Source organism: Bacillus sp. NPDC077411, from assembly GCF_044543425.1.
Lineage (GTDB): Bacteria > Bacillota > Bacilli > Bacillales > Bacillaceae_G > Bacillus_A > Bacillus_A bruguierae.
In genome coordinates this window covers 176,483-194,720 of sequence record NZ_JBITWA010000006.1, presented here as the reverse complement: position 1 = coordinate 194,720, position 18,238 = coordinate 176,483, and the positions used below count along the sequence as shown (strand labels likewise).

The window sequence follows — 18,238 nt, the reverse complement described above, 5'->3', positions numbered from 1 at the left end:
GGGCGAAACGACCGGAGATTCTAGCCGCTAGAGCTGGACAACGTTTTTCGCGGAATCTTGAGGTGGGGGTCTTACTGTCCACGAGTAGCGGGATAACGTGTACGTTGATGAAAGAAAGGGTTTCGATTATGGAAAAAGATGAACGTTTTAAACAAGCGGAGTTTGGGGCAATTATTGGAATTGTCGGCAATATTGTGCTTGCGATTGTCAAAGCAGTCATTGGATATATTGGAAATAGTAAGGCGCTTATGGCGGATGCGGTTCATTCTGGTTCGGATGTGATTGGCTCATTAGCAGTCTTTTTTGGACTGCGTGCAGCAAAGCAACCGCCTGATGAGGATCATCCATATGGGCACGGAAAAGCGGAATCTATTTCTGCAATTATTGTAGCTGTTCTTTTATTTATTGTCGGAATTGAAATTGTTATTTCTTCTGTTAAAGCTCTTACACAAGTGCTTGAGCCTCCGCGCTGGATTACTGTGATTGCTGTACTTCTTTCTATTGTTGTGAAAGAAGGGATGTTTCGATACAAATATCAGTTAGGCAAAAGAATAAATAGTGATGCTATTATTGCAAACGCGTATGAGCATCGTTCAGATGTGTTTTCATCAATTGCAGCTTTAATTGGTATTGGAGCGGCGATTATAGGCGATAAACTGGGAATGGAGTGGCTTGTATATGCTGATCCAGTTGCTGGTTTATTTGTATCTTTACTCGTTATAAAAATGGCTTGGGATATTGGAAAAGAAGCGATTCATACAACGTTGGATCATGTGCTTCATGAGGAAGATATCATTCCGATGAGAGAAGCGGTTATGCAAGTAGAAGGAATTAAGAAAATAGGCTCGCTATATGCAAGAGAGCATGGACACTATGTCATTGTTGATATTAAAGTGTCTGTTGATCCATACATTACGGTAGAAGAGGGGCATCGCATTGGTAAACGTGTGAAAGAGATGCTCATGCAGCAAGATCATGTGCAAAATGTTTTCGTTCACATTAATCCATATTCTCCTGATTAATGTAGGAGAAGGGCTACCTGTAAGAGCCTAATTGGTTAGTCAAACCTCATTGTCACCCCTTAGTCTGTCTAGTATAATAGACAAGTTAAGGGGTGATGTCGTGTTACAACCGAAGACGCGTTGGAAAGAAAAGGATAATAATGAGGAGCTTGTAGGACAATTGGCAAATAAACTTCAATTGTCATCTCTTGTTACTTCGTTATTATTAAATAGAGGTTTAGATACAGAAGAAAAGATTGTGGATTTTTTAAATACAGAGCAGCAAGAATTTCACGATCCTTTTTTACTTAAAGGTATGGATCGTACTGTAGAGCGCGTTCGCCAAGCGATTCAAAACGGTGAACAAATTTTAATTTTCGGTGACTATGATGCGGACGGTGTTAGTAGTACAACCATTTTATTTCTAGCATTGCAAGAACTCGGGGCGGATGTAGAGTTTTATATTCCGAACCGGTTTACAGAAGGGTATGGACCGAATGAAGAAGCGTTTCGCTGGGCGCACCGTGCTGGTTTCTCGCTTATCATTACGGTTGATACAGGGATTGCAGCCGTTCATGAGGCGCAGGTTGCGAAGGAGCTCGGCATTGATTTAATTATTACTGACCATCATGAGCCGCCGCCAGAATTACCGGAAGCTTTGGCTATCATTCATCCGAAGTTAGAGGGTGGCGTATATCCATTTCACTATTTAGCAGGTGTTGGTGTTGCGTTTAAAGTTGCTCATGCATTGCTTGGGAGTGTACCAGAACATTTATTAGAAATTGCTGTTATTGGTACAGTAGCCGATTTAGTGCCTCTTTATGGTGAAAACCGTCTGCTTGTGCAGCGCGGATTGAAAAAATTGCGAACAACGCAGCGAGTGGGACTACAGGCGCTGTTTAAAGTTGCTAATATTTCGCAAGGTGAAATTACAGAAGAAAGTGTAGGGTTTGCAATTGGACCACGCATTAATGCGGTTGGACGATTAGAAGATGCAGCGCCAGCTGTCCATTTATTATTATCAGAAGACATAGAAGAAGCAAAAGAACTCGCACAAGAAATTGATGAATTGAACAAATTACGAAAAGATATTGTAAAGCAAATTACAGAAGAAGCGATTGCAGAAGTAGAAACACATTATCCACCAGAAGAGAATGCAGTATTAGTTTTGGCAAAAGAAGGGTGGAATCCCGGCGTAATTGGGATTGTTGCTTCAAAGCTCGTAGATCGCTTTTACCGTCCGACAATTGTGCTAAGTATTGATCCTGAAAAAGGTACGGCAAAAGGATCAGCTCGTAGTATTGAAGGGTTTGATTTGTACGCGAATTTATCAGATTGCCGGGATATTTTACCGCATTTTGGCGGGCATCCAATGGCTGCTGGTATGACCCTTAGTATAGATGATGTCGATGAATTGCGCCGACGCTTAAACGAGCAAGCTACTGCATTGCTATCAGATGAGGATTTTATCCCGGTTACTACGGTAGATGTAGTGTGTAAAGTGGAAGATGTCACACTTGCTGCAATAGAAGAAATGCAAAAGCTTGCTCCGTTCGGTGTTGGGAATCCAAAGCCGCGCATCGCTGTGAAAGATGCAAGTCTGGAAAGTATTCGTGCTATTGGTTCCGATGGTTCACATTTGAAAATGACACTTCGTGATGGACAAGCGACATTAGATAGCATTGGCTTTGGTTTCGGGACATTGGCAAAAGAAATTTCTCCTGTTGCGCACGTATCGATTGTTGGAGAAGCTTCTATTAATGAATGGAATAATTTCCGTAAACCACAAATTATGGTTCAAGACATTGCTGTAGAAGCTTGGCAATTATTTGATTGGCGTAGTATGCGTAATGTAGAAACGAATTTAGCTGATCTTTCGAGTGATAAATTGATAATCGTCTATTTTAAGGAAGAAGCACTGCAAAAATTTTCTTTAGAAGCATATAACGATTATGTTGTACACGCTAAAGATGTGATAACATTAGAAGATCGTTATGTTGTTGTTCTTGATTTACCAGATGTAACAGAAGATTTAAAGCACATATGTGAAAAAGGATTCCCGGCCCGCATCTATACTGTTTTTTATCAAGAAAACAATCATTTATTTAGTACGGTTCCGACGAGAGAACATTTTAAATGGTACTATTCATTCCTACATCAAAAAGCACCATTTTCGCTTCGTCAATATGGTGAGCAGCTTTGCCGTCATAAAGGGTGGTCAAAAGATACAGTAAATTTCATGACACAGGTGTTTTTTGAGTTAGAATTTGTTACAATAAAAGACGGTGTCATTTTTATGGCGGAAGAAATGAAAAAGCGTGATTTAACGGAATCAAACACGTATCGTGAGAAAATAAACCAATTACAATTAGAAAAGGAACTGGTTTATAGCACATATCAGCAGTTATATGCATGGTTTGAAACGATTCGTAATCATAAAGAAGTAGAACAGTTAGGATAAAGGACTTGTATTTACAACTCTTTTAAATTCGAGGAGGATTCATAAATATGGATTTCAAGCAACATATTGCAATCGTACCAGATTATCCGAAAGAAGGTATTGTCTTTAAAGACATCACACCTTTAATGAACGATGGAAAAGCATATAAAGCAGCAACAGATGCAATCGTTGTGTATGCAAAAGAAAGAAGTATCGACCTTGTAGTAGGACCAGAAGCACGTGGTTTTATTATCGGATGTCCAGTTTCTTACGCATTAGAAGTAGGCTTTGCACCGGTTCGTAAATTAGGTAAATTACCACGCGAAGTAATCAAAGTAGATTACGGTAAAGAGTATGGTAAAGATGTGTTAACAATTCATAAAGATGCAATCAAACCAGGTCAACGTGTATTAATTACAGATGACTTATTAGCTACAGGCGGAACAATCGAAGCGACAATTAAGCTGGTAGAAGAACTTGGCGGTGTTGTTGCAGGTATCGCATTTTTAGTAGAGCTTACTTACTTAGATGGCCGTAAAATGTTAGATGGCTATGACGTATTAGTATTAGAAAAATATTAATCGTAAACAGGACAACATGCGGAGTACCCGTGAATCTCTTTGAGAGGATCGGGTATTTTTATATATGTATTGAAAAAAAGTAAAGTGAAATGTCTCTGAAATCTTTTCCTTTTCACAATTCACACTCATTACGTTATAATGGTAAGATAAAAATTATTCTAATTGGCAAGGAAAAAGATTATGAATCTTCAATAAAAGGTGATTAGATGGCGAATGAACAAGTACTAACAGCTGAGCAGGTACTGGAGAAAGCAGGGCAATATTTACACGATGATGATATCGATCTTGTTGCGCGCGCTTATGAATTTGCACGTGCAGCGCATAGCGAGCAATACCGAAAATCAGGTGAACCATATATTATCCATCCTATTCAAGTAGCAGGAATTTTAGTGGATTTACACATGGATCCGTCTACTGTATCAGCAGGTTTTTTACATGATGTAGTAGAAGATACAGATGTAACATTAGAAGATATTGAACGTGAATTTACAAAAGAGATTGCGATGCTTGTTGATGGTGTAACGAAGCTTGGAAAAATTAAATACAAATCTCATGAACAGCAGCAGGCAGAAAATCATCGAAAAATGTTTATCGCAATGGCGCAAGATATCCGTGTTATTTTAATTAAGCTTGCAGACCGACTTCACAATATGCGAACATTGAAACATTTACCGCAAGAAAAACAGCGCCGCATTGCAAATGAAACATTAGAAATTTTCGCCCCATTAGCACATAGGCTCGGAATTAATACGATTAAGTGGGAATTAGAAGATACGTCGCTTCGTTATTTAAATCCGCAGCAATATTATCGTATTGTCAACTTAATGAAACGTAAGCGTGCAGAACGCGAAGAATATTTAGATGAAGTTATGACGGAAATTCGTGACAAATTAAAAGAAGTCGCGATTCAACCAGAGATTTCTGGTCGTCCAAAGCATATTTATAGTATTTACCGAAAAATGGCGATGCAAAATAAACAATTCAATGAAATTTACGATTTGTTAGCTGTTCGTGTTGTCGTAAATAGTATTAAAGATTGTTATGCCGTTCTGGGTATTATTCATACGTGCTGGAAGCCAATGCCGGGACGTTTTAAAGATTATATCGCAATGCCAAAAGCGAACTTATATCAGTCGCTGCATACGACAGTAATTGGACCGAAAGGCGATCCGCTTGAAGTGCAAATTCGTACGAAAGAAATGCATGAAATTGCTGAATACGGAATTGCAGCACACTGGGCATATAAAGAAGGAAAAACGGCTGAAACAACAGGTACGCTTGAGAAAAAATTAACATGGTTCCGTCAAATTTTAGAATGGCAAAATGAAGCATCGAATGCAGAAGAGTTTATGGAATCATTAAAAATTGATTTATTCTCTGATATGGTGTTCGTTTTTACACCAAAAGGAGATGTCATGGAACTGCCACTTGGCTCTGTTCCAATTGACTTTGCTTACCGCGTTCACTCTGAAATCGGGAATAAAACGATTGGTGCAAAAGTAAACGGTAAAATGGTTACTCTAGATTACAAGTTAAAAACAGGTGACATCATTGAAATTTTAACATCTAAACATTCATACGGTCCGAGTCAGGATTGGGTGAAATTAGCGCAAACATCGCATGCGAAAAATAAAATTCGTCAATTTTTCAAAAAGCAGCGCCGTGATGAGAATATTGAAAAAGGACGCGAGCTTGTTGAAAAAGAGGCGCGAGGCCTTGAGTATGAGATGAAAGAAGTATTAGCATCTGATAACTTAAAGCGCGTTGCTGAGAAATTTAATTTTGCAAACGAAGAAGATATGTTTGCAGCTGTTGGGTATAATGGCATTACTGCATCGCAAATTGTCACACGTCTAACAGATAAATTCCGTAAACAACGCGAAGAGGAAGAGTTAACAGAAGTAAAAGAAGTTCGAAAACCGATGAAAATTCGCAAATGGGATTCTGGTGTGAAAGTAAGCGGAGCGGATAATTTACTTATTCGTTTATCAAAGTGCTGTAATCCAGTTCCAGGTGATGATATCATTGGCTATATTACGAAGGGCCGTGGTGTATCCATTCATCGTACTGACTGTGTAAATATTCATACAGAAGAAGCGCAGGTTAGGTTGTTAGAAGTAGAATGGGAAGGCAGCCCAGAAAAAGAAATTGAATACAACGTTGATATTGAAATTTCAGGATATGACCGCCGTGGTTTATTAAATGAAGTATTGCAAGCTGTAACAGAAACGAAAACATATATTTCGGCTGTTTCAGGAAGAAGCGACCGCAACAAAATGGCGACGATTCATATGTCTATTTCGATTCGTAACTTACAGCATTTGAAAAAAGTTGTCGAGCGTATTAAACGAGTTCCAGAAATTTATGCGGTGCGCCGCATGATGCATTAATAAGGAGTGAAGAGAAATGAGAGTTGTCTTACAACGATCAAAAGAAGCATCTGTAACAGTAAAAGGTGAAGTTGTAGGACAAATTCCTTTCGGCTTAACACTATTAGTTGGCATTACCCATGAAGATACAGAAAAAGATGCAACGTATATCGCTGAAAAAATTGCAAACTTACGCATTTTTGAAGACGAAAATGAAAAAATGAACCATTCTGTATTAGATGTTGGGGGACAAGTTCTTTCCATTTCACAGTTCACGTTATACGGAGATTGCCGGAAAGGAAGAAGACCAAACTTTATGGATGCAGCAAAACCTGAATACGCAGAACGTTTATACGACTTCTTTAACGAAGAACTTCGCAAGCGAGGACTGCACGTAGAAACAGGACAATTCGGGGCGATGATGGACGTTCAGCTTATTAATGATGGTCCGGTGACATTGATTGTAGAGAGTAAATAATGATGATGGAAGAGAGGGGATGTGTTCTCCTCTCTTTTTTGCTTTGTTTAAAACATATGCATAACTTGCCTGTTGTATAATGCAAAGGGAGAGTGATGCTATGAATAACGAATATGAAAAGTTAATCGTAAAAAATTTCTTTAAATGATATTTCCATTTATTGTCGTTATCGATTAGATTATATAGAAGGTGTTCGATATGATGAAGTATTCCTACAAAGAATTTTCACCAAGTTTATTAGCACAGATAAAGGAGATAGAAGAGTCTTTAAAAGAACCCATTGCTTTATTGTTAAAAAAATATAAATCCGTGTTCGCAGAAAAAAATATAGATTTCGGTGTAGGACTTGAGATAGAGGGAGAAAATCATTTTACTCCTGGATACAATTCTGTTGTTGTTATAGGAATAATAGAAGAAGATGATGAATTACTTGATTTATATATGATTACAATTTGGAAATGCGAACGAACGTGGCTTGGTATGCCTGTTTCTAAAAACATACCTGGATGTAAAATTACGGGAGAATTAGTGGAGGAATCGGTCAAGGAAGTTTTGCTAGAGTTGGAAGAGCATATAGAAGAGATATGGAAAGAGGATTAATTGGAAAGTGAACGAAATGAGACGTACGTGTTTGAAAAGTCATCGAACTTAGCCGATGACTTTTATTTTTCAAAAATCTGCTGAAGGACTCAAAGATTTTTCATGACTACAACTATATCGGCGATTCGACACGAAATAAAGATCCTTCGACCATATTCGACACAAGAAAAGCCACCTCATCATCAAAATGAGGTGGCTTTATTAGTACGCTTATAGCCAATCCATAATTTTTTCGTGCCAATGTAAATGCTGTAGCCGATTAATGCGCCGCTAGTGTTCAGAATAATATCATCCACATCAAAGATGCCAGTAAAAATTAGTAATTGCAGTAATTCGATAAAGTGAAACTTCCATCAGTGGGGGTTTTCTTTATCTCCCACTGATGGAAAGCCCACCCAATCGGGCTCTTATGGGCAGTTATCCCCCACCTATTTTCTTTAGAAAAGCGGAAGCGGCTCGCTCAGAAGCGCAGGACGCCCACGTCCCTGACAAAGAGGCGCTTTTTGCCTCGTCGAAGGGGGCGAAACGAACGGAGGTTCTAGTCGCTAGAGCTGGACAACGTCTTTCTCTGAATCTTGAGGTGGGGGTCTTACTGCCCGTTAGTGCGGGATAAAGAAAACGATTTTGATAAAACGCTTGCAAGTTAATTTCCAGCTGTTTACTTTGAAAAAGTGGCATATGTATTCTCTCAAAATAGGCGGGCATTCAGTTAGGGAATAGGCGATGATTCCTTTTGGCAATAGTGTATAACCTCCACATCAATATGGAACACTAGTCATTAGAATTCCACTATTTGAATGTGAGGGATATACGTATGCGTATGAATGAAAAGGGAAACTCTGCTACTAACGGAGCAAACCAATTGTTTAATGTGAATTTTCATGAGTTTATTTCAAAGGAACAGCAAAATACATCGCTAGAACTTGCTTCTGAATTTGGAATTTCTTTAAAAGATGTGAAAACTTTAAAGAAACACCTTGGACGTTCTTGAGAATCTTGACAACAATTGTGAATAACCGTATAGTAGTAAACAAATTCATTTTTTTACAGTTACATATGTTATAAACCGATGATAGAGAAGAGTAGATGAGAGACACATGAAAAGAGAGGAAATGTCCAGGGCTGAAAACATTTCTGCATGATGACTGATCGAATGACACTCTGTAGGTTTCGTCTTGAACGGCATAGTGCTTAGTAGAGGTCGAACGCAATTTAAGCGTTATTAAAAAAGTGGAAGCATACGTGCTTCAATTAGGGTGGCACCACGGGTATTATACTCTCGTCCCTACTGTAAAATCAGTAGAGGCGGGAGTTTTTTTATTTTTATTATTATTGAGAAAATGAGGAGGAACTGAATATGTCTATTCAAATCCCACGCGGAACGCAAGATATCCTTCCTGGTACTGTGGAACTATGGCAGTATATTGAAGGGCAAGCACGTGAAATTTGTCGTCGTTACAACTATAAAGAAATTCGTACACCGATTTTTGAGCACACAGAATTATTTTTACGCGGTGTTGGGGATACGACAGATATCGTACAAAAAGAAATGTACACATTCGAAGATCGCGGAGAACGCAGCTTAACACTTCGTCCAGAAGGAACAGCACCAGTTGTACGTTCTTATGTAGAAAATAAAATGTTTGGCGACGCTACGCAGCCGACAAAATTATATTATATCGGGCAGATGTTCCGTTATGAAAGACCACAAGCAGGACGCTATCGTCAATTTGTTCAGTTTGGTATTGAAGCGATTGGCAGTAATGACCCAGCAATTGATGCAGAAGTGATTGCGCTTGCTGTTGAGTTTTATCGCGGGATGGGCTTAAAGAATATTAAAGTTGTGTTAAATAGCTTAGGTGATGCAGCGAGCCGTAAAGCGCATCGCGATGCATTAATTGCACACTTTGAGCCTCGCATCGGTGAGTTCTGTTCAGATTGCCAATCTCGTTTAGAGAAAAACCCACTTCGTATTTTAGATTGCAAAAAAGATCGCAATCATGAATTGATGAACACAGCGCCATCTATTACAGAATACTTAAACGTAGAATCAAGCGCGTACTATGAAAAAGTACAAGAACTATTAACAATGATGGGTATTCCATTTGAGAAAGATCCAAACCTTGTGCGCGGTTTAGATTATTATCAGCACACTGTATTTGAAATTATGAGCGAGGCAGAAGGTTTTGGTGCGATTACGACGTTAAGCGGCGGCGGTCGTTACAACGGACTTGTACAAGAAATTGGTGGACCAGAAATGCCTGGTATTGGTTTTGCGATGAGTATCGAACGTTTAATCATGGCGCTGAAGGCTGAGAATATTGAATTACCAATTGCTCATCATATTGATTGTTATGTTGTAGCACTTGGTGAAAAAGCGAAAGATCATGCTGCCAAAATTGTCTTTGACCTTCGTAAGGCTGGATTAGCAGTTGAGAAAGATTACTTAGATCGTAAAATGAAGGCGCAGTTTAAATCAGCGGATCGTCTAAGTGCAAAATATGTAGCTGTATTAGGTGATGATGAATTAGAAAAAGGTATTATCAATTTAAAAGATATGGCAACGGGCGAACAAGAAGAAGTTGCGTTAGATGTATTTGCTTCTTATGTAGCAGAAAAATCACTATAGGGGGAAAAAGAAATGGCTGAAAGAACGCATGCATGCGGAAAAGTAACAGTAGAAGCTGTGGGACAAACGGTTCAATTAAAGGGTTGGGTACAAAAGCGCCGTGATTTAGGCGGATTAATTTTCATTGACTTACGTGACCGTACAGGTATTGTACAAGTCGTATTTAGTCCAGAAACTTCAAAGGAAGCGTTAGAAATAGCAGAAACAATTCGCGGTGAATACGTACTGCACGTAGAAGGTACAGTTGTTGAGCGCGCAGCTGGTGCAATTAATGAAAATATGGCGACAGGTCGTATTGAAGTACAAGCGATAAAAGTAAACGTACTAAATGCAGCAAAAACAACACCAATTATGATTACAGATGATACGGATGCATCAGAAGATGTACGTCTAAAATATCGTTATTTAGATTTACGTCGCCCTGTTATGTACAACACATTTAAAATGCGTCACGACGTAACGAAAACAATTCGTAACTTCTTAGATAGCGAAGATTTCTTAGAAGTAGAAACACCAATTTTAACGAAAAGTACACCAGAAGGAGCTCGTGATTACTTAGTACCAAGCCGTGTACATGAAGGCGAATTTTATGCGTTGCCGCAATCTCCGCAGTTATTTAAGCAGCTTCTTATGGTCGGCGGATTTGAGCGTTATTATCAAGTAGCACGTTGCTTCCGTGATGAAGACTTACGTGCAGACCGTCAGCCAGAATTTACACAAATCGACATTGAGACATCATTCTTAACGCAAGAAGAAATTCTAGAAATGATGGAACGTATGATGGTAAAAGTGATGAAAGAAGCAAAAGATGTAGAGATTAACGCACCATTCCCGCGCATGACATATGCCGATGCAATGGCTCGCTACGGCTCTGATAAGCCGGATACACGCTTTGCGATGGAACTGATTGATCTATCAGAATTTGCGGCAGGCTGCGGATTTAAAGTGTTCACAAGCGCTGTAGAGAGCGGCGGACAAGTAAAGGCAATCAATGCAAAAGGTGCAGCGAGCAAATATTCTCGTAAAGATATCGATGCATTAACAGAATTCGTTAAAGTATACGGAGCAAAAGGATTAGCTTGGTTAAAAGTTGAAGAAGACGGCTTAAAAGGACCAATCGCGAAATTCTTTAACGAAGAAGATGCAAATGCGCTTATGAGCACGTTAGAAGCAAATACTGGTGATTTATTATTATTCGTTGCGGATAAGAAGAGCGTTGTTGCAGATAGCTTAGGGGCACTTCGTTTACGCTTAGGTAAAGAACTGGAGTTAATTGATGAAAGTAAGTTTAACTTCCTATGGGTAACAGATTGGCCGCTTCTTGAGTATGATGAGGATGCTGATCGTTACTTCGCGGCGCATCATCCATTCACAATGCCATTCCGTGAGGATGTAGAGCTATTAGAAACAGCACCGGAAAAAGCGCGTGCACAAGCATATGACCTTGTATTAAATGGTTATGAGCTTGGCGGCGGATCACTTCGTATTTACGAGCGTGATGTACAAGAAAAAATGTTCAAAGCACTTGGTTTCTCACAAGAAGAAGCACAAGAGCAGTTCGGATTCTTATTAGAAGCATTTGAATACGGTACACCGCCGCATGGAGGAATTGCATTAGGTTTAGACCGCCTTGTAATGTTACTTGCAGGTCGTACAAACCTTCGTGATACAATTGCCTTCCCGAAAACAGCAAGCGCAAGCTGCTTATTAACAGAAGCGCCAAGCCCAGTTGCAGATGCACAGCTTGAAGAGCTTTACTTACAATTAAAAGTAAAAGAAGAGAAGTAAGAACGAATCCTAGATGGACATACTAATTCCATCTAGGATTTTTTAATTGAGTATATAACTTTTTCGTAACGGCCCAGTTACTTTATGAAAAAAAGAAGAAAAGCATCTTTTTTAAATGGTCGAGAGGGACTGGCCATGTATGGTAGCGGTCAGGGCCTATTTCTGCCACGGGCAACGTTTTAAAACAAAGAGAGGTAGCAAGGCGCATTGCCATTTGTATTGTCATGGCAGCAATCTATATGTTGAAAAATGAAATGTATGGCTGAGTAATTATACTTTTTCTATACAAATAGTCAGAAAAGCGCTAGAATACATGGTAGACCATTTTGTAAATAGAAGGTATTATACTTATGAACAATATCTTTCGTATAAAGGGATTCGCAAGAAACATAACGATAGAAGATCATCTACACAAGATTTTCAACTTCTAATCAAAAAGATGATTTAAAAAATCAAGTTGACTTTCTTAGACAATATGCTAATGCAAAAGGAATAATAGTTGATGAAATAATTGAGGACTATGGAAGTGGATTAAACTATAATCGTAAAAAATGGAACAAATGAATTGATAGTTGTATGGTGAACGAAGTAGACACAATTCTCATTACTCATAAAGATAGATTTATTCGCTTTGGATACGGTTGGTTTGAGAGGTTATTAGCTATATTCAACGTAGAGATTATAGTTGTCAACAACGAAAGTCTTTCTCTTCAAGAAGAATTAGTCCAAGACATAGTTTCTATCCTACACATTTTTAGCTGTCATATATAGGGGTTAAGAAAGTACAAGAAAAAAATCATAAAGGATGAGGAAGTTGAAAAAATCCTACAAGATAGAAATTAACCCTACGCAAGAACAAAAATCCAAGATACATCAAACAATTGGAGTGAGTAGGTTTATCTACAACTTCTACATTTCTCACAATAAAGAGGTTTATGAAAAAGAAGGTAGATTTGTAAGTGGTATGGATTTTTCCAAATGGTTAAACAACGAATATATACCTAATAATGAGGATAAAGCATGGATAAAAAAATGTGTCTTCTAAAGCCACCAAGCAAGCTATTATGAATGGAGAAAAAGCGTTTAAAAACTTTTTCAAAGGACTTAGTGGATTCCCTAAGTTTAAGAAAAAGAAAAAGCAAGATGTAAAATGTTACTTTCCTAAAAATAACAAAACAGACTGGACGGTTGAAAGACATCGAGTAAAAATACCTACGCTTGGCTTTGTAAGGTTGAAAGAGTACGGTTATATCCCTAAAAACGCCATTGTGACAAGCGGGACAGTTTCTAAAAAGGCAGGGAGATATTATGTATCCATACTTTGTGAAGTAGAGGGAACGCAAGTAAAACCAAAGTTAGAAGAAACAGGATTAGGGATTGATTTAGGGATTAAAGATTTTGCTATTTGTAGTACTGGGGAAGTTCACGAAAACATCAACAAAACAGGAAGAGTAAGAAAGCTAGAAAGAAAACTAAAACGTGAGCAGCGCTCTTTATCACGAAAGTATGAAAATCTAAAAAAGAGAGGTGAAAAATCTGCTACTAACAAAAGAGCAAATATAGACAAAAATATTCTTAGCGTACAAAAACTACATGTTCGTTTAGTAAATATTAGACTAGAGTATGTAAAGTCTGTTGTGAATAAGTTAGTGAAAACCAAACCAACGTATATCACAATAGAGGACTTGAATATAAAAGGGATGATGAAGAATAAGCATCTATCTAAAGCGGTCGCACAGCAATGTTTTTATACGTTTCAAACATGGTTATTAGCAAAGTGTAAAGAATATGGCATTGAATTACGCCAAGTAGGCAGATTCTATCCTTCTTCTAAGTTATGCTCATGTTGTGGCCATAAGAAAGTGGATTTAAAACTGTCTGACAGAGTATATACATGCGAGTGTGGAAATGAAATAGATAGAGATTTAAACGCATCCATCAACCTTTTACAAGCAAAAGAATATACCATACTAACTTAAACTAGTGGGTATATATGTACGGTGGGCTACATCGGAATTAACGCCTGTGGAGAGCCATATAAACCAAAGTAGCAAGATAGTGGCGAAATGGGGTTCGTAGAAGCAGGAAAACTCTAAGAGTATACATTTGTATATGTTTTTAGTAGCAGTGTAGACCGCATGTTACATCAATTTTCACGTAATGAATTAGCCTTCGGAAAAGAAGGTATTGAAATATTAAAAAATAGTACAGTTGGTATTTTAGGAATTGGCGGCGTTGGTTCGTTTGCTGCAGAAGCGTTAGCGCGTTCTGGCGTAGGTCGTCTTGTATTAGTTGATAAAGACGTTGTCGATATTACAAATGTTAACCGTCAAATCCATGCGTTACTTTCTACTGTAGGTCGTTCAAAAGTAGAACTAATGAAAGAGCGTATTGCTGATATTAATCCGGACTGCGAAGTTATTGCATTAGAAATGTTTTATACAGATGAAACATACGAAGAGTTCTTTAAACATGGTTTAGATTTCGTAGTGGATGCATCTGATACAATTACGTTCAAAATTCATTTAATTAAACAGTGCTTGCGCCGTAAAATTAAAATCATTTCAAGTATGGGTGCAGCAAATAAAATGGACCCAACTCGTTTCCGGATTGCGGATATTTCTAAAACACATACAGATCCAATTGCGAAAGTTATTCGTACGAAACTTCGTAAAGAAGGTATTAAAAAAGGCGTGAAAGTTGTATTCTCTGATGAAAATCCAATTGTGATTCGTGAAGATATTCGTAAAGAAATCGTTCCAGATGAAAATGCAAAAATTCGCAAAGCGAAATTACCACCGTCCTCTAACGCATTCGTTCCGTCTGTAGCAGGCTTAATTATGGCAAGTCATGTTGTGCGTGAACGTTTGAAGGCTATCGAAGTAAAACGTGTCGGACAAGACTAAAAGAAGAGAGGTGCTCATGCATCTCTCTTCTTCATTGTGAAACAATATCTAAATTTCCGTTCTGATCCATTTTAAAAATCGGTGCCATCTGTTCTTTCGGCTCATCTAGTAGGACGAGCTTGCGGGCACGGTCCATAATTCTAACGAGTGTTTCATAATCTTCTTGTACAGATTGCTGTTGTTTCTGCAGTGCTTCAAGCTTTTTCTCTAATTGATGATTTGTTTTTTGCAGTGTTTCAAGCTGACTATGTAATGTTTCATTTTCAGTTTGTAATTTTTCTATATGTGGATTGTTTTGTTCTATATTTTGTAAAAATGAAATAATATCTTGCATCGTAAGTGACGGCTCAGTTGCGATAACATCTTCCGAAAACTCAGCCTCAATTACGACCTTTTTTTTCGGTTCCACTCGTGATACTTGCGTTTTCGGTTTCACTGCTTGTTCCCTCTTTAGTTCTTTTCGTTGTTTTCTCGCAATTTGCACAGCTTCTTCATAACTTTGCCGAACTTCTGCATTCCAACGAAAGCCGCAAGCAGCAGATGTTCTATTTAATTGATCGCCAACTTCATCAAACGCTTTTAATTGTGTGCTGCCTTCGCGAATGTGACGTAAAACGGTTTCTGCGAGAAGTAAATCTTCTTCTCCAGTCCATGCATCCTGGCGCATTTTCATTATGAAACCTCCATATTTCATGTCGTTTTTGCTTATGTTGCCCTTTTGCTTTATTTTTATACGAATGCTATCGTTTTTCAGGATAAATTCTGTTGCTTCTTTTTTGGTAATTTGAAGTGGAAAGAAATGGTTTCATAACTTATAGTTAGAAGAACAGGTAAAATTGCTATTATGTGGAGAATTGAAAATGTAAGCTTTTAAATGGAGATCGAATATAGTAGGAAAAAGAGGCTAGTAGTTTATTGAAACTTACTATAGTTTGGAGTGAAGTACATGTACGCACTAATATTAGGACTACTTATAGTCGGAGTTCTTTTTACCGCTATTCCCATATCTAGAGCTATACAGGAAGTTAAACAAGAAAAATCAGTAGCAGATAAATGGAAGTTAGGGTTCGGTTTTATTATTGATATGTGCATAATGAATCCTCTTTCTGGATTATTTTTCTCTCTAATGATTGGTATTCCAGCACTCTTAGGAGGAATCATATTAATTTTACTCATTGTATTGGACATACCGATTTAAAATAATTAAAAAATGAAACTGAAAATAGATCGCTTGTATATGATATAGAATAAAAAATTTTAATTTTTTAACGGAAGCAGCAGGAGGAAAGATGGGGAAGGTAATAGGATTATTTTTAATTTTGGCTGGATGCATCCCTTTAGTATATTTAATAATATCAATTTTCAAAGGGTGGAGAGAAAAGGGAAGTAAATTTGTCGTTAAGTCATTGGTGATGGTTGCCATTAGTATTATTTTAAACACGGGTGGAATTGTAGTCTGTATAGGAATAATCATATTAGGTTTTGCTTTCGTTTTATATGGATAAGCAATAATTGGGGATTTTTTGAACATAATATCTTTCTTTATTTGTATTTAATAGGAGAGAGGGGTATATATGCTAAAAATGATACGAAATAGATTACCTTTAATTGGAGCGATTTGTTTATTGTTACTTACTCTATTTAATTATTTTTTAGAAAATGATGTTTGGAGAAATTGTATAAGCATAGGGTTATTTTTGTTTGTTTTATTTTTATATTTGATATCTAGGGAGCGTAAAGAATAGTTGGATTTTTAAAGGGGTATTTTTGGACAGTCTAATATACTAGAGGAATATTGGGGCCCGGAAGGTTATGGTTTTGAAGATACCCTCTTTATATTATTGCCTAATAAAAGTAAAAGAATATAAGATTAATAATCAATACAGCTATAGTAGATTTTGAAACATTTATGAATGGCTTATACATCCATAAAGATTAGGAAACCTTTTTCGTTAAGGTTTCCTAATCTCTTATTTGAATAGTAACATTATCATTTTGATTTACTTTGATGCGAATTTTGCAGTCGTTCGTATACAGTAGCAAGTGCTTGCTCGAATTTACCAGTCGTTTTTGGTTTATAGTATTGCTTGTTTTTTATTTTATCTGGTAAGTATTGTTGCTGAACCCATCCATTTGGATAATCGTGCGGATAGAGGTAGCCAATTCCTCTGCCGAGCGATTCGGCCCCTTTATAGTGACTATCTTTTAAATGAGCTGGAACATCACCTGTTTGTCCATTTCGTAAGTCGTGAAGTGCTGCATCGAGCGCTTTATATGCTGAATTTGATTTTGGTGATAAGCATAGTTCAATGACCGCATTTGCTAGTGGAATGCGAGCTTCTGGAAAGCCAACGCGTTCTGCGGATTCGATGGCTGCAAGTGTACGAGGCCCAGCCTGAGGGTTTGCAAGTCCAACATCTTCGTATGCCATAATCAGTAATCGTCTGCCAATGCTTTGCATGTCACCAGCTTCAATAAGGCGAGCTAAATAATGAAGAGCGGCATTCACATCACTTCCGCGCACTGATTTTTGGAAAGCCGATAATACATCGTAATGAGCGTCGCCGCCTTTGTCGTGTACAAAGCTTTTCTTTTGTAAACATTCTTCAGCGATTTCAAGTGAGATTTCTACTGTTTCTTCATTTGTTGAAAAGCTAGATAAGACAGCAAGCTCAAGTGCATTATAAGCAGAGCGCATATCACCGCCATTTGCGTTTGCAAAGTGACGTAGAGCTTCATCGGTTACGATTATGTTATATTCTCCTAGCCCCTTTTCCTTATCTGTTAAAGCGCGTTTTAATCCTTGTAAAAGGTTTTCTTCTGTTAAAGCGTGTAGTTCAAAAATTTGACAACGGCTCCGAATAGCGGAATTAATCGCGTGAAATGGATTGCTTGTCGTTGCCCCAATTAATGTAATGAGCCCGCTTTCTAGGTGAGGAAGCAGGAAATCTTGTTTTCCTTTATCTAACCGATGCACCTCATCTAAAATTAAGATGAGATGACGATGCATTTTTGCCTCTTGGACAACAACTTCCATATCTTTTTTATTATGAGTAACGGCATTTAATAGACGAAAAGGCATACCGATGCTGCCGGCAATGGCGCTTGCAATTGATGTTTTTCCTGTTCCGGGAGGTCCGTATAAAATCATTGATTGTAGATGCTTTGCTTGTACCATCCGCCATAAAATTTTGCCTTCGCCCACTAAATGTTCCTGTCCGATCACTTCTGTAATATTGGTCGGACGCATTCGATGTGCGAGTGGTTGTTTCATATGTTCTCTCTCCTTAAGTGACTGTTCCCGTTATATATAAATTCATTGTAACTACTCAGCCATACATTTAATTTAGAAGTTTGATAAGGGGCATTATTCCAGTGAAAATATGTCCCTTATTACCTATAGAAAGTTATTTTCATTTTTCGGCATATAGATTACTGCCATGAAG

Annotated in this window: 14 protein-coding genes, 3 pseudogenes and 1 other annotated feature; of the genes and pseudogenes, 14 read left to right on the top strand and 3 right to left on the bottom strand. The window is 37.9% G+C overall.

Annotated elements, in window-relative coordinates; translation table 11 throughout:
* The first annotated feature begins 128 nt into the window (after positions 1 to 128).
* From ACIGHG_RS10850 to ACIGHG_RS10825, 6 genes are all read left to right on the top strand, one after another.
* The gene (locus ACIGHG_RS10850; RefSeq protein WP_090919737.1) at positions 129 to 1,022 is read left to right on the top strand and encodes a cation diffusion facilitator family transporter; all 894 of its coding nucleotides are present in this window, start codon (positions 129 to 131) and stop codon (positions 1,020 to 1,022) included.
* A gap of 100 nt (positions 1,023 to 1,122) precedes the next feature.
* Positions 1,123 to 3,462 carry a single-stranded-DNA-specific exonuclease RecJ gene (gene recJ, locus ACIGHG_RS10845; protein ID WP_336471147.1) on the top strand — a complete coding sequence of 780 codons (2,340 nt, stop codon included), beginning with the start codon at positions 1,123 to 1,125 and terminating at the stop codon, positions 3,460 to 3,462.
* A gap of 47 nt (positions 3,463 to 3,509) precedes the next feature.
* Entirely contained in the window at positions 3,510 to 4,022 is a 513-nt protein-coding gene (locus ACIGHG_RS10840) for an adenine phosphoribosyltransferase (RefSeq protein ID WP_336471148.1), read from the top strand.
* Positions 4,023 to 4,228: 206 nt separating this feature from the next.
* Entirely contained in the window at positions 4,229 to 6,412 is a 2,184-nt protein-coding gene (gene relA / locus ACIGHG_RS10835) for a GTP diphosphokinase (protein ID WP_336471149.1), read from the top strand.
* A gap of 16 nt (positions 6,413 to 6,428) precedes the next feature.
* Positions 6,429 to 6,869, top strand: a complete 441-nt coding sequence (dtd, locus tag ACIGHG_RS10830; protein ID WP_336471150.1) for a D-aminoacyl-tRNA deacylase — start codon at positions 6,429 to 6,431, stop codon at positions 6,867 to 6,869.
* Positions 6,870 to 7,067: 198 nt separating this feature from the next.
* Positions 7,068 to 7,469 carry a hypothetical protein gene (locus ACIGHG_RS10825; RefSeq protein ID WP_336471151.1) on the top strand — a complete coding sequence of 134 codons (402 nt, stop codon included), beginning with the start codon at positions 7,068 to 7,070 and terminating at the stop codon, positions 7,467 to 7,469.
* A gap of 182 nt (positions 7,470 to 7,651) precedes the next feature.
* On the opposite strand, the pseudogene ACIGHG_RS10820 reads toward ACIGHG_RS10825, so the two are convergent.
* Positions 7,652 to 7,807: pseudogene (locus ACIGHG_RS10820) on the bottom strand (VanZ family protein); the annotation flags it as partial.
* A 476-nt stretch (positions 7,808 to 8,283) separates the two neighbouring features.
* Between ACIGHG_RS10820 and ACIGHG_RS10815 the strand changes: the two are divergent.
* The 6 genes and pseudogenes from ACIGHG_RS10815 (at position 8,284) to ACIGHG_RS10790 (ending at position 14,792) form a co-directional block, all read left to right on the top strand.
* The gene (locus ACIGHG_RS10815) at positions 8,284 to 8,460 is read left to right on the top strand and encodes a hypothetical protein (protein ID WP_020060835.1); all 177 of its coding nucleotides are present in this window, start codon (positions 8,284 to 8,286) and stop codon (positions 8,458 to 8,460) included.
* Between the two features lie 69 nt (positions 8,461 to 8,529).
* Positions 8,530 to 8,759 (top strand) — a binding site (T-box leader).
* Between the two features lie 67 nt (positions 8,760 to 8,826).
* The gene (gene hisS, locus ACIGHG_RS10810) at positions 8,827 to 10,098 is read left to right on the top strand and encodes a histidine--tRNA ligase (protein WP_336471152.1); all 1,272 of its coding nucleotides are present in this window, start codon (positions 8,827 to 8,829) and stop codon (positions 10,096 to 10,098) included.
* A gap of 12 nt (positions 10,099 to 10,110) precedes the next feature.
* Positions 10,111 to 11,886 (top strand): aspartate--tRNA ligase, encoded by a 1,776-nt coding sequence (gene aspS, locus ACIGHG_RS10805; protein ID WP_396548401.1) that lies wholly within the window; start codon positions 10,111 to 10,113, stop codon positions 11,884 to 11,886.
* A gap of 331 nt (positions 11,887 to 12,217) precedes the next feature.
* A pseudogene (locus ACIGHG_RS10800) lies at positions 12,218 to 12,729 on the top strand (IS607 family transposase); the annotation flags it as partial.
* Positions 12,701 to 13,865 (top strand): annotated as a pseudogene (locus ACIGHG_RS10795) (RNA-guided endonuclease InsQ/TnpB family protein). The pseudogenes ACIGHG_RS10800 and ACIGHG_RS10795, both read left to right, overlap by 29 nt.
* Positions 13,866 to 14,024: 159 nt before the next feature.
* Positions 14,025 to 14,792: a tRNA threonylcarbamoyladenosine dehydratase gene (locus tag ACIGHG_RS10790; protein WP_336471155.1), complete on the top strand. Its 768-nt coding sequence runs from the start codon at positions 14,025 to 14,027 to the stop codon at positions 14,790 to 14,792.
* A 31-nt stretch (positions 14,793 to 14,823) separates the two neighbouring features.
* Here ACIGHG_RS10790 and ACIGHG_RS10785 read toward each other — a convergent pair whose 3' ends face one another.
* Complete coding sequence (locus ACIGHG_RS10785) at positions 14,824 to 15,465, bottom strand: RsfA family transcriptional regulator (RefSeq protein WP_396548399.1); 642 nt, start codon at positions 15,463 to 15,465, stop codon at positions 14,824 to 14,826.
* Positions 15,466 to 15,738: 273 nt separating this feature from the next.
* Between ACIGHG_RS10785 and ACIGHG_RS10780 the strand changes: the two genes are divergently transcribed.
* Positions 15,739 to 15,990, top strand: coding sequence for a hypothetical protein (locus ACIGHG_RS10780; RefSeq protein ID WP_090916830.1), 252 nt, complete (start codon positions 15,739 to 15,741; stop codon positions 15,988 to 15,990).
* 91 nt (positions 15,991 to 16,081) lie between these two features.
* On the top strand, positions 16,082 to 16,297 hold the full coding sequence (locus ACIGHG_RS10775; protein WP_396548397.1) for a hypothetical protein: 216 nt from the start codon (positions 16,082 to 16,084) through the stop codon (positions 16,295 to 16,297).
* Positions 16,298 to 16,782: 485 nt separating this feature from the next.
* On the opposite strand, the gene ACIGHG_RS10770 is transcribed toward ACIGHG_RS10775, so the two are convergent.
* Complete coding sequence (locus tag ACIGHG_RS10770; RefSeq protein WP_336471157.1) at positions 16,783 to 18,066, bottom strand: replication-associated recombination protein A; 1,284 nt, start codon at positions 18,064 to 18,066, stop codon at positions 16,783 to 16,785.
* Between the last annotated feature and the right edge of the window lie 172 nt (positions 18,067 to 18,238).

Bases quoted from the DNA above. Each gene is read 5' to 3' on its own strand.
- ACIGHG_RS10850 (WP_090919737.1), top strand. From the start codon at position 129: ATGGAAAAAGATGAACGTTTTAAACAAGCGGAGTTTGGGGCAATTATT.
- ACIGHG_RS10840 (WP_336471148.1), top strand. From the start codon at position 3,510: ATGGATTTCAAGCAACATATTGCAATCGTACCAGATTATCCGAAAGAA.
- relA (WP_336471149.1), top strand. From the start codon at position 4,229: ATGGCGAATGAACAAGTACTAACAGCTGAGCAGGTACTGGAGAAAGCA.
- dtd (WP_336471150.1), top strand. From the start codon at position 6,429: ATGAGAGTTGTCTTACAACGATCAAAAGAAGCATCTGTAACAGTAAAA.
- ACIGHG_RS10825 (WP_336471151.1), top strand. From the start codon at position 7,068: ATGATGAAGTATTCCTACAAAGAATTTTCACCAAGTTTATTAGCACAG.
- ACIGHG_RS10815 (WP_020060835.1), top strand. From the start codon at position 8,284: ATGCGTATGAATGAAAAGGGAAACTCTGCTACTAACGGAGCAAACCAA.
- hisS (WP_336471152.1), top strand. From the start codon at position 8,827: ATGTCTATTCAAATCCCACGCGGAACGCAAGATATCCTTCCTGGTACT.
- aspS (WP_396548401.1), top strand. From the start codon at position 10,111: ATGGCTGAAAGAACGCATGCATGCGGAAAAGTAACAGTAGAAGCTGTG.
- ACIGHG_RS10790 (WP_336471155.1), top strand. From the start codon at position 14,025: ATGTTACATCAATTTTCACGTAATGAATTAGCCTTCGGAAAAGAAGGT.
- ACIGHG_RS10785 (WP_396548399.1), bottom strand. From the start codon at position 15,465: ATGAAAATGCGCCAGGATGCATGGACTGGAGAAGAAGATTTACTTCTC.
- ACIGHG_RS10780 (WP_090916830.1), top strand. From the start codon at position 15,739: ATGTACGCACTAATATTAGGACTACTTATAGTCGGAGTTCTTTTTACC.
- ACIGHG_RS10775 (WP_396548397.1), top strand. From the start codon at position 16,082: ATGGGGAAGGTAATAGGATTATTTTTAATTTTGGCTGGATGCATCCCT.
- ACIGHG_RS10770 (WP_336471157.1), bottom strand. From the start codon at position 18,066: ATGAAACAACCACTCGCACATCGAATGCGTCCGACCAATATTACAGAA.